Origin of the sequence: Mycolicibacterium sp. MU0050 (assembly GCF_963378085.1) — a bacterium.
In the GTDB taxonomy this organism is placed as follows: domain Bacteria; phylum Actinomycetota; class Actinomycetes; order Mycobacteriales; family Mycobacteriaceae; genus Mycobacterium; species Mycobacterium wendilense.
This window is the reverse complement of sequence record NZ_OY726395.1, coordinates 1,230,441-1,241,300: the sequence shown is the minus strand read 5'-3', so window position 1 is coordinate 1,241,300 and position 10,860 is coordinate 1,230,441. Positions and strand designations below refer to the sequence as shown.

Annotated in this window: 11 protein-coding genes; 2 read left to right on the top strand and 9 right to left on the bottom strand. The window is 67.7% G+C overall.

The features are described 5' to 3' along the window. Window positions 1-63: 63 nt before the first annotated feature. Window positions 64-435, bottom strand: coding sequence for a DUF732 domain-containing protein (locus tag R2K23_RS06025; RefSeq protein ID WP_316515168.1), 372 nt, complete (start codon window positions 433-435; stop codon window positions 64-66). 121 nt (window positions 436-556) lie between these two features. On the opposite strand from R2K23_RS06025, the gene R2K23_RS06020 reads away from it, so the two are divergent. After that, the gene (locus R2K23_RS06020) at window positions 557-1,387 is read left to right on the top strand and encodes an SDR family NAD(P)-dependent oxidoreductase (RefSeq protein WP_316515166.1); all 831 of its coding nucleotides are present in this window, start codon (window positions 557-559) and stop codon (window positions 1,385-1,387) included. Window positions 1,388-1,391: 4 nt separating this feature from the next. Here the strand turns inward: R2K23_RS06020 and R2K23_RS06015 are convergent, their stop codons facing one another. Further along, a complete protein-coding gene (locus R2K23_RS06015) occupies window positions 1,392-2,270 on the bottom strand; it encodes a glycine betaine ABC transporter substrate-binding protein (protein ID WP_316515164.1) in 879 nt (292 codons plus the stop codon). Next, entirely contained in the window at window positions 2,254-3,405 is a 1,152-nt protein-coding gene (locus R2K23_RS06010; protein WP_396893538.1) for an NAD(P)-dependent malic enzyme, read from the bottom strand. The genes R2K23_RS06015 and R2K23_RS06010 overlap by 17 nt, the downstream gene beginning before the upstream one ends. Before the next feature lie 164 nt (window positions 3,406-3,569). Here R2K23_RS06010 and R2K23_RS06005 point away from each other — a divergent pair, with 164 nt between their 5' ends. Beyond that, on the top strand, window positions 3,570-4,667 hold the full coding sequence (locus R2K23_RS06005; RefSeq protein ID WP_316515161.1) for a magnesium and cobalt transport protein CorA: 1,098 nt from the start codon (window positions 3,570-3,572) through the stop codon (window positions 4,665-4,667). Window positions 4,668-4,811: 144 nt separating this feature from the next. Here the strand turns inward: R2K23_RS06005 and R2K23_RS06000 are convergent, their stop codons facing one another. The 6 genes from R2K23_RS06000 to R2K23_RS05975 form a co-directional block, all read right to left on the bottom strand. After that, on the bottom strand, window positions 4,812-5,783 hold the full coding sequence (locus tag R2K23_RS06000; protein WP_316513656.1) for an IS481 family transposase: 972 nt from the start codon (window positions 5,781-5,783) through the stop codon (window positions 4,812-4,814). Between the two features lie 100 nt (window positions 5,784-5,883). Then, complete coding sequence (locus R2K23_RS05995; protein WP_316515159.1) at window positions 5,884-6,477, bottom strand: suppressor of fused domain protein; 594 nt, start codon at window positions 6,475-6,477, stop codon at window positions 5,884-5,886. Then, entirely contained in the window at window positions 6,474-7,661 is a 1,188-nt protein-coding gene (locus R2K23_RS05990; protein WP_316515157.1) for an ABC transporter ATP-binding protein, read from the bottom strand. The genes R2K23_RS05995 and R2K23_RS05990 overlap by 4 nt, the downstream gene beginning before the upstream one ends. A 2-nt stretch (window positions 7,662-7,663) precedes the next feature. Continuing rightward, a complete protein-coding gene (locus R2K23_RS05985; protein ID WP_316515155.1) occupies window positions 7,664-8,509 on the bottom strand; it encodes a carbohydrate ABC transporter permease in 846 nt (281 codons plus the stop codon). After that, complete coding sequence (locus tag R2K23_RS05980) at window positions 8,510-9,430, bottom strand: carbohydrate ABC transporter permease (RefSeq protein ID WP_316517085.1); 921 nt, start codon at window positions 9,428-9,430, stop codon at window positions 8,510-8,512. 2 nt (window positions 9,431-9,432) lie between these two features. After that, window positions 9,433-10,824, bottom strand: a complete 1,392-nt coding sequence (locus tag R2K23_RS05975) for an ABC transporter substrate-binding protein (RefSeq protein WP_316515153.1) — start codon at window positions 10,822-10,824, stop codon at window positions 9,433-9,435. Window positions 10,825-10,860: the final 36 nt, after the last annotated feature.

Here is a 10,860-nt window from a genome sequence, read left to right as displayed (position 1 = left end):
CCGATGAGGCATGTACCTGGGTGGCCGCTCGTCGCGCGAAGGGACTAGAAGCGTGCGAAGGGACTAGAAGCCGAACAGCCCGAGCGGGATGGGCGACTCGCCGTTGGCCACCGAGGCGACCGCGCCGGGGCAGAACAGCGTGATGGCCAGGCCGGTGAACATCGTGGCGGGGCCCAACGGCCTGCCGAGGGACTCGGAGACGCGGCCCGCGACGTCGGCCATCTGCTGGCCGGGTTCGGCCAGCATGGGGCAGACCTGGTGGCCCACCTCCGCGGCGGTCGCCGGGTCCAGGCCGGTGATGCCGGCGTCGGCCAGCGAATCCACAAAGGCATCGGTCTGGGGGTCCGCAAGGGCGGGCACGGCGGTGGCCACGCCTACGGAAAGAGCGATCGAGGCTGCAACCGAGGCGACGGCCGCCATCCGGGAATACTTCATGATTGACGCATCGTATGCCGCTGGTGTTGCGTTACCCAAGCGAACCTGCCCCCGCCCCGAGGCGGTACCGGCGGTATCGTGAACCGGACACATACGAGTCGAACCAGCGAGGAGTGCGCACATGGAGGACTTCGCCGGCAAGGTCTGCGTCATCACCGGCGCGGGGTCGGGCATCGGCCAGGCGCTCGCGATCGAATTGGGCCGCTCGGGGGCGAAGCTCGCCATCAGTGACGTGGACACCGAGGGCCTGGCCAAGACCGAGGCCGAACTCAAGGCGATCGGCGCGCCCGTCAAGGCCGACCGCCTCGACGTCACCGAGCGCGAGGCGTTCCTGCTCTACGCCGACGAGGTCAAGGAGCACTTCGGCAAGGTAAACCAGATCTACAACAACGCCGGCATCGCCTATTCCGGGGACGTCGAGGTGAGCTCCTTCAAGGACATGGAGCGCATCATGGACGTCGACTACTGGGGCGTGGTCAACGGCACCAAGGCGTTCCTGCCGCACCTCATCGAGTCGGGCGACGGGCACGTCGTCAACGTCTCGAGCCTGTTCGGGATCTTCTCGGTCCCGGGGCAGGCGGCGTACAACTCGGCGAAGTTCGCCGTTCGCGGCTTCACCGAGGCCCTGCGCCAGGAGATGCTCACCAAGCATCCCCACGTCGCGGTCACCACGGTGCATCCCGGCGGGATCAAGACCGCGATCGCCCGCAACGCGACCACCGCCGAGGGGCTCGACCGCGAGGCGCTCGCCGACCAGTTCGACCGCAAGTTGGCCCGCACCACCCCGGAACGCGCGGCCACGATCATCCTCGAGGCCGTGCGCAAGAAGCGGGCCCGGGTGCTCGTCGGCGCAGACGCCAAGATCCTCGACGTCATCGTGCGCATCACCGGCTCCGGCTACCAACGCATCTTCGCCACGGTGATGGACAAGATGGTGGGCGGCGTCCGCTGAGGCGCTAACGGCCCAGCGGGTTCTCCGCCAGCCACTGGTCGGCGACCACGCGCGGGTCGGCTCCCTCGGCGACCCGCTGACGCATCTGTTTGAGCGCCGCGGTGTCGAGCACACCGGCCACCTCGTTGATGGCCAGCACCTGACGCGCGGTCAGTTCGTTGCGTCGATACAACGGCACGACGTTCTGCCCGCGGATCGACGTCGGCTTGCGGTCGGTCAGCACCACCGCGTCGCTCGGCACGTCGGGATCGGCGGTCGTGGTCCAGGCGACGTTCACCCGGTCGTCGCGGAGCGCGGCGAAAAGCGCTGCGTCGTCGTCGAATTCGCGTGGCCGCGGCATATCGCAGGTGCCCACCGCGGGCGGCGTCGCCACCCCGCGCAAGGCGCCGGGGCGCAACTGCGCGCAGTGCTCGACCAGCGTCGCCAGATCGCGGCCGTCCCACCGCGTGGCGGTGGCTTCGGTGATCGCGGCGGCCGGCTTGTCCTCGGCGGCCGTGGCGTAGTCGCCGGCGCTGACCCCCTCCGGCAGCACCCCCACCATGGACTTGTACACCTGCTCGTCGCCGGTGGCCCGGATGTCGGGCGCGAACGTCCGCAGCAGCCGGCCGGTGTACCCGGGAACCACGGTGACCGCGCCGGAATCGAGTCCGGCTAACGGGTCGTCCAACTCCACGACATGGGCCGGGGTCCCGTAATAACGCAGCGCCGCCGCGTAGAGGTTGGCCAGCAGCACCGACTCGGGATCGGGCTTGGCACCGACACCGACCGACCCGTCGTCGGCCCGGTGACTGCAACCGGCGAGCAGCGACACCACGAGCAGGCCGCACAGCAGCGCGCGGCGGAACCGGCCGGCGCCGGCCAGGTTGTTAGGCGTCGTCCTCATCGACCGCCGCGATGACCGCCTCGGTGACCGCGGGGCACACCCGCGGATCCAGCGGGCTGGGCACGACGTACTCGGGCCCCAGCTCGTCGCCGACCACACTGTGGATGGCCTCGGCGGCGGCCACCTTCATCTTCTCGGTGATGCGCCGGGCGCCGGCATCCAGCGCGCCGCGGAACACGCCCGGGAACGCGAGCACGTTGTTGATCTGGTTCGGGAAGTCGCTGCGTCCGGTTGCCACCACGGCCGCGTACTTGTGCGCGACGTCGGGGTGGATCTCGGGATCCGGGTTCGACAACGCGAAGACGATGCTGTTGGGCGCCATGGTCGCGATGATGTCCTCCGGCACCACCCCGGCCGACACCCCCAGGAACACGTCGGCGCCGTCGAGGGCCTCGGCCAGACCGCCGGTCCGCTTGGCCGGATTGGTGCGCTCGGCGAGCTCGGCCTTGAAGCTGTTGAGGTCCGGACGCTCGGTGTGCACGATGCCCTTGGAGTCGAGCACCGTGACATCGGAAACGCCGCTGGCCATCAGGATGTTGGCGCAGGCCACACCCGCTGCTCCGGCGCCGGACACGACGACCCGCAGCGAGCTCATCTCCCGCCCGACCACCTTGGCCGCACCCAGCAGCGCGGCGAGCACGACGATGGCCGTGCCGTGCTGGTCGTCGTGCATGACGGGGCAGTCCAGGGCCTCCACGACGCGGCGTTCGATCTCGAAGCAGCGCGGGGCCGAGATGTCCTCGAGGTTGACCGCACCGAACGTCGGGCGCAGCCGGATGAGGGTTTCGACGATCTCGTCGGGGTCCTTGGTGTCCAGCACGATCGGGATGGAGTCCAGGCCGGCGAACGTCTTGAACAGGGCGCTCTTGCCCTCCATCACCGGCAGCGACGCCGCCGGACCGATGTCACCGAGCCCGAGCACGGCGGTTCCGTCGCTGACGACGGCCACCAGCCGGTTGGCCCAGGTGTACCGCTTGGCCAACGTGGCGTCGGTCGCGATAGCCCGGCTGACCTGCGCAACCCCGGGGGTATAGGCGATCGAGAGGGCCCGCTGCGTATCCAGTGGCGACTTCAGCTCCACCGACAGTTTGCCCCCCACGTGGGCTTCGAAAATTTCCTCGTCCGCGATCACCAGATGCGATGCACTCACCGATTCAGCCACGGCGCCAGGTTACTTCACCGCACAACCTCACTGAACACCGTTCCCCGATCGTGAGGTGGGCCGACGTGCACAACAGCCGCGTAACATCACCGGTGCCTCGCGCCCCGCAGCGCGCCCTGATGAAGGGAAGACCGGTCATGCCGTCGTTTCGAGCAGTTCCGACGTCGTCGCGCCGGGCGCACCGGTCCGCGGGAGCCGACGCGCAGGGCTCGCAGCAGAGCGTTTCCGCCGCGACGGTCGACTGCGCGGTCTATGTCGACGGCGAGCGCTTGCCGGACCGGTTCACCCACGCCACCGCGATCGAGCGGGCCCGCGAACTGGAACAGGAGGGCAGGAAGGCCTACGCCTGGGTCGGTCTGCACGAACCCGACGAACAGCAGATGCATTCGGTCGCAGAGGTCTTCGACATCCATCCGCTGGCGGTCGAAGACGCCGTGCACGCCCATCAGCGCCCGAAATTGGAGCGCTACGACAACACCCTGTTCCTGGTGCTCAAGACCGTCAACTACGTCGAGCACGAATCCGTGCTGCTGACCCGCGAGATCGTCGAGACCGGCGAGATCATGGTGTTCGTGGGTCCGGACTTCGTGGTGACGGTCCGGCACGGCGACCATTCCGGGCTGGCCGGTGTCCGCAAGTCCCTGGAGGAGCGGCCCCGGCAACTGGCGTTGGGGCCGTTCGCCGTCATGCACGCCATCGCCGACCACGTGGTGGACAGCTACCTGGACGTGACCACGCTGATGGAGGTCGACATCGACGCCATCGAGGAGGAGACCTTCTCCCCCACCAGTAAGACCCACGTCGGGCAGATCTACATGCTCAAACGCGAGGTGGTGGAACTGCGCCGGGCGGTCGCGCCGCTGTCGGTCGAGCTGGGCCGGATCAACTCCGAACACCGCGACCTGATGTCCAAGGAACTGGTGCGCTACATGCGCGACGTCTTGGACCACCAGACCCAGGCTGCCGACCGGATCGCCAGCTACGACGAGATGCTCTCCTCGCTGGTGCACGCCGCGTTGGCGAAGGTGAGCGTGCAGCAGAACATCGACATGCGCAAGATCTCGGCGTGGGTGGCCATGGCGGCGGTGCCGACGATGATCGCCGGCATCTACGGGATGAACTTCGAGTACATGCCCGAATTGGCGCAGCCCTGGGCCTATCCCACGGTGCTGCTGGTGATGGTGCTGGTGTGCGCGCTGCTGTATCGGACGTTCCGGCGCAACCACTGGTTGTAGGGGCGGACGCCGGCTCGGTCCGGGGGCAGCTTCGGCGGCGCGAGCGTGCGCAAACTACGGGAATTCCGCGGCGTGTCGACCGGGGACATGCCCGCTCGCGGTGGAATAGAGAGGGGCTAGATGTTGTGACCTGACACGTTGTTGTCAGGCGGCGAGTCGGCTGATGGGTGGGTGTCCGCCGAGGGCGGAGTGGCCTCGTTGAGTGTTGTAGCGGTGTAGGAATCGGTCAAGTCCTCGTTTTCGTAGGCTGTTGGATGTCCAGGGGCGGGCGTAGGCCCATTCGTTGAGCAGGGTGCGGTTGAAGCGTTCGGCTTTGCCGTTGGTCCAGGGGCAGCCGGGTTTGATGAACCGGCGTTTGAGTCCCCAGGCCGTGCACACCCAGCCCCAGTTGGTGCCGTGTCGGTAGACCATGGCGTTGTCGGTCAGCAGCCGACGCACCCGCACACCGTGGCTGGCGAACCATTCCAACGCTCGGTGCAAGAATCCCGCGCAGGTCAGGTCTTTCTCGTCGGTGAGTACCTCGCTGTAGGCCAGCCGGGTGTGGTCGTCGATGGCGGTGTGCACGTAGTCGTAGCCGATGCGGGTCTTCTTGTGCCGGTTGGCCACTGACACCGCGGCGTCGCGGCCGTGCAGGCGCCACCCGCCGCCTTTGGGGATGCGGCCCAGCTTCTTGACGTCGACGTGGACCATTGATCCTGGGGTGCGGTGCTCGTAGCGGTTGGGGCTGCGCCGCGACGAGCGCACCGGCTCACCGGTGATCGGGTCGATTGCACTCAAATGCGGTACCTGGTGACGCGCCAGGATCCGTCCCACCGTCGAGGCGTGCATCCCAAGTTCAGCAGCCAGCATGACTGCGCCACGCTTGCGGCGTCGCCGCGCGGCGAGCACCTTCTTCTCGACTCGGTCGCTGGTGCGCCGGGGCATCCGGTGCGGACGCGAGGACCGGTCAGCGAGGGCTGCGTCACCACCTTCGGCGTATCGGCGCAGCCACTTGTAGACCGTGGCCCGCGAAATTCCCAGTTGTTCAGCAACCTGCGCGGGCGGCCAGCCGGCCGCGACACGCTCCACGATCAAGCGACGTGCGAACAGGTTGGTACGGGCGTTAGCGTGAGACACGAGGACCTCCTACGGGTGAATGCCAGACACATCCACTCCGTCAGGAGGTCCTCCCCATTTCAAGCAGGCGCGCCGTCAACAACCTCTCAGGTCACGACAGCTAGACGCGGGCGGGGTCGAGGATGTCGGTGCCGTCCTGAGCCCAGGTGCCGCGCAGTTCCTCAACGCCCTTGAGTCGCACCCAGGCCGCCTCGTTGGCCGAGATCGGAGTCGCCGCCAGGAATCTCACCGGGTCCATGGGCTCCGGCAGCGGCAGCTCGGCGATCGCACCCGGCCCCAACAGGACCGCCGACAGCGGCGCGTGTCCGGGCTGCTGCGCCCACAGCGCCGACCCCAGGTCGATCAGCGCGTCCTCGACCAGCACCAGGCCGTCCACCGCCGGCGTCGCCGCCAGCAGCGCCACGGTGCGGGCGATGCCGGGGGTGGGTGCCGTATTACGCAGGCTGACAACGACTTCGGCGCGCGGGCCGCGCACCGGGTCCGCGGCCACCGCCGACGGGTCCCCCATCGGGTGCCGCGAGCATCCCAACGACACGTAATGCAAAACACCGTCGTTGTCGGGTCCGAAGCGCAACACCTCGATGCGCTCGACACCGAGGAAAGTCACACTGGCCGAACCCGGTTCGGCGTCGAGACCGTTGGCGGCGAAGTGCGCGCGGACGTGCGCGCGGACCTCGTCGAGGATCGCCGTCACGCCCGTCCCGGCGGGGGCAGCGTCAGGTTGATCCCGGAGTCCGCGTCGAACACCAGGATCTTCGACGAATCGAAGGCCAGGGTCACCGACGCCCCGGCCTTGGCGGTCGAGTCGGTGGCCACCCGGGCGACGAATTCGTTGGCGCCGGCGCCGGATTCGGCCGCGAGTTCGGCCAGCTGCTCGGAATGTGCGCTGCCGCCCTCGGTGGTGAAGTACACGTACTTGTCGGCACCCAGCGACTCCACCAGGTCGGCGGTCACCTCGAAGGTCAACGCCCGGATCCGCTGATAGCCGTCCAGCAGCGCGGCGTCCTCGAAATGCTCCGGACGGATGCCGACGATGATGTTCTTCGGGGTCGGGTGCGCCGCGATGTTGTCCAGCACCTCCTGGGTCAACGTCACCTCACCGAACGCCATTTCCACGCCCACCGAGGTCAGGGTGGCCGGCAGGAAGTTCATCGACGGGGAGCCGATGAACCCGGCCACGAACAGGTTCGCCGGCCGGGTGTACAGCTCGTCGGGCGACCCGATCTGCTGGGCCACGCCGGCGCGCATCACCACAACCCGGTCGCCGAGCGTCATTGCCTCGGTCTGGTCGTGGGTGACGTAGACGGTGGTGGTCCCCAGCCGCTGCTGCAGCCGAGCGATCTCACCGCGCATCTGCACCCGCAGCTTGGCGTCGAGGTTCGACAGCGGCTCATCCATCAAGAAGGCCTTGGGATTACGCACGATCGCCCGGCCCATCGCCACCCGCTGGCGCTGGCCGCCGGAGAGCTGGGAGGGTTTGCGGTCGAGGTAGTCGGTGAGGTCGAGGGTCTTGGCGGTGTCCTCCACCTTCTTGGCGATCTCGGCCTTCGGCAGCTTGGCCAGCGTCAGCGGGAACGCGATGTTCTGGCGCACCGTCATGTGCGGGTACAGCGCATAGGACTGGAACACCATGGCAATGTCGCGGTCCTTGGCGGCCTTCTCGTTGACCCGCTCGCCGCCGATGGTCAGCTCGCCGGAGGTGATGTCCTCCAGACCGGCAATCATGTTCAGCGTGGTGGACTTTCCGCAACCGGACGGCCCGACGAGGATGATGAACTCGCCGTCGGCGATGGTGATCGACAGATCCTTGACGGCCTCGCGGACGCCCTTGCCGTCGGGGTAACTCTTGGTGACATGCGAGAGAACGATCTCGGCCATCGCTAACCTTTCACCGCGCCAGAGGTCAAGCCGGCGACAATGCGCCGCTGGAAGATCAAGACAAAGACAACGATCGGGATGGTGATCACCATGGCGCCCGCGGCGATCGACCCCGTCGGTTCCTCGAACTGCGAGCTGCCAGTGAAGTTGGCGATCGCCACCGGAGCGGTGATGGCCGACTTGGTGGCGGTCAGCGACAACGCGAGCAGCAGGTCGTTCCAGGCGAAGATGAACACCAGGATGGCCGCGGTCACGATGCCCGGCGCCGCCAGCGGTGCGATCACCCGCCGGAAGGCCTGCGCGGGGGTGGCCCCGTCCATCTTCGCGGCCTTTTCCAGGTCCCACGGGATCTCCCGGAAGAAGGCCGACAGCGTGTAGATGGCCAGGGGCAGCGCGAAAGTGATGTACGGGATGACCAACCCGGCCCAGGTGTCGAACAGCCCGATGTTGCGCCACATGTTGAAAATCGGTGTCACCAAGGAGATCTGCGGGAACATCGCGATCAGCAGCGCCATCCCGACCAGCAGCTTCTTGCCGGGGAAATCCAGCCGGGCGATGGCGTAGGCGGCCATACCGCCGATGGCGACGGCGATCACGGTGGTGATCAGGCCGATGCCGATGGAGTTGATCAGCGCCGAGTTGAAGATGTTGGTGGCGCCGCCGCTGAAGATCGCCCGGTAGTTGTCAAGAGTGATCTGCGACGGAATCAGGTTGCCGTCCTTGACCATCGACGTCGGCTTGAGCGACAGCGACAGGATCCACAACACCGGCAGCAGTGCATAGATCACCACGACGATGTTGACGACGGTCCACCCGGTGGCACGGCTCGGACTCACGCGCTCGGACACCTAGCGCCCCTCGCTGTCTGACCCCGGCGCCGAGGCGCCGAACAACTTGATGAACACGAACGCGATGATCGCCACGCAGACGAACACCAGCACACTGATGGCCGAGCCCAGTCCGATGGAGAAACCCTTGAACAGGTTGTCGTAACCGAGAATCGACACCGACGCGGTGTTGTTCGCCCCGGCGGTCAGGATGTAGATGTTGTCGAAGATCCGGAAGGCATCCAAGGTCCGGAACAACAACGCCACCAGGATGGCCGGTTTCATCATCGGCAGGATGATCCGGGTCAACCGCCGCCACGGACCGGCGCCGTCCACCTGGGCGGCCTTGAGCAGGTCGTCGGGTACCAGCGCCAGGCCGGCCAGCAACAGCAGCGCCATGAACGGGGTGGTCTTCCACACCTCGGCCAGGATCACCACGGCCAACGACGGCCACTGCTCGGTCAGCAGCGCGGTCCCCTCCGGCAACAGATTGGCCAGGTAGCCGGTGCCCGGCGTCCAGGCGTAGTACCAGCTGTAGGCGGCGGCCACGGTGACAATGCCGTAGGGAATCAGAACGACGGTGCGCACCAAGCCTTTTCCGAAGATGGTCCGGTGCATCACCAGCGCCAGGGCCAGGCCGAGCACAAACTCGATGGCCACCGAGATCACCGTGACCGTGGAGGTGACCGCCAACGCGGACCACCAGTAACCGTCGGTGAGCACCGTGACGTAGTTGCTCAGGCCGACGAACTCGGTGCTGTCGGGTTGGGCGAGGTTGTAGCGCTGCAGGCTCAGCCACACCGCATAGCCGATGGGATACGCGGTGACCGCGATCATCAGCAAGACCGCCGGAGCGATCAGCAGGAAGGCGAGCTTGCGCTCGGATCTGCGATCGTCGCTGAGTCGGCGCGCCGGCGCGGGCACGGGAGTGGGTGCGGTGATCGTCACGGGATCAGGCCCTTCCCGTCGATCGCCTTCTGCACCTGCTCGGTGAGTTCGTCCGCCGTGCGCTCCGGATCGATGGCGGTGATCGGGGCCAACGTCGCCGACATCATGGTCGACACCGCCTGATACAGCGGGGTGGCGGGGCGCACCGCGGCATTGGTCAACTGCTCCTGGATGATCGCGTACTGCGGGTACTGCGCCTGGAAGGCGGGATCGGAGTACAACGAGGTGCGCACGGCCGGCAGGCCGCCCTCGATCGAGGTGAGCTTCTGGTTCTCCTCATTGCGGATGCAGCGGATGGCTTCGAACGCCTCCGCCGGATGCCGCGTGGTCTTGGCGACGGCGAGGTTGAGACCGCCCAGTGTGACCCGCGCCGGTTCACCCGGCCGCACCCCCGGATAGGGCGCGAAGCCGAACACCTTCTGGCTCTCGGTATATGCGGCCTCGAACTGCTCGTCGGTCGGCGAGAACGTACCGACGTCGTTGATCGCGCTCGTCAGGTCGGGGCGCTGGTCGAGCGGCAGGAAGGACACCCCGCCCTTGAGCGCGTTCTCGAGCATCGACGGAAGCACGAACGGCCAGTTGACCTCCAGCGCCGCGTTGCCTTGCTCGAGCGCGAGCCGGGCGGTGCCCTCGTCGGTCTGGGTGATCGAGGGGTCCGCGCCGGGCGCGGTCGCGACGGCCTTCATGATCGACAGGGCCTTGACGGTGGCCTCGCGATGTTCGGGGGTGTCGGTCAAGGTGACCGTCTCCCCGTCGTCGGAGAGCACCTGCCCGCCGGCGCTTGCCAGCAGCGTGTTGAACCACACCACCAGTCCCTCGTACTGCTTGGCCTGCACCGCGATCCAGCTGGGCTCGCCGGCGGCGTGCAACCGGGTCGCCTCGGCGACCATGTCATCCCAGGTGGCGGGTGGGGCGGGCATCAAATCGGGCCGGTACCAGAGCAACTGGGTGTTGGTGGTCACCGGCGCGGCGTACAGCTGCCCCTGCCACTTCGCGGTCTCCAGCGGCCCGGGCAGGGTGTTGGCGGTGGCGTCGGCCTCGGCCTGTCCGGCGGGATCCTCGGAAAGCGGCAGCGCCCAACCGGCTTCGGCGAACTCGGCGGTCCACACCACGTCGAGCGCCATCACGTCCAGCGTCCGATCGTTGCCGGTGAGCCGGCGGGCCAGCTGCAGGCGCTGATCGTCGGCGCCCTTGGGCAGGCTGACCTGTTCGATCCGGAAGCGCCCGGCGAGCTCTTCGTTGCAGCGCTTGGCCACCGCGGTGAACGTCGCCGTCTCGCTGGCCGGGGTGTAGAAGCTGATCACCAGCCCCTCGGGGGGCGAGCTACAGGCCACGGCTCCGGTGATCGCGGTGAGCGCCGCGAGCGCGCCGGCGCCGAGCCGCCTCAAGCGGGTACGCCGACCCGTCGAGCGTGCGCGTGCTGC

What these genes read in the sequence shown, in the direction of transcription:
- R2K23_RS05990 (WP_316515157.1), bottom strand. Translation starts at nt 7,661, where the DNA reads ATGGCCGAGATCGTTCTCTCGCATGTCACCAAGAGTTACCCCGACGGC.
- R2K23_RS06020 (WP_316515166.1), top strand. Translation starts at nt 557, where the DNA reads ATGGAGGACTTCGCCGGCAAGGTCTGCGTCATCACCGGCGCGGGGTCG.
- R2K23_RS06025 (WP_316515168.1), bottom strand. Translation starts at nt 435, where the DNA reads ATGAAGTATTCCCGGATGGCGGCCGTCGCCTCGGTTGCAGCCTCGATC.
- R2K23_RS06005 (WP_316515161.1), top strand. Translation starts at nt 3,570, where the DNA reads ATGCCGTCGTTTCGAGCAGTTCCGACGTCGTCGCGCCGGGCGCACCGG.
- R2K23_RS06015 (WP_316515164.1), bottom strand. Translation starts at nt 2,270, where the DNA reads ATGAGGACGACGCCTAACAACCTGGCCGGCGCCGGCCGGTTCCGCCGC.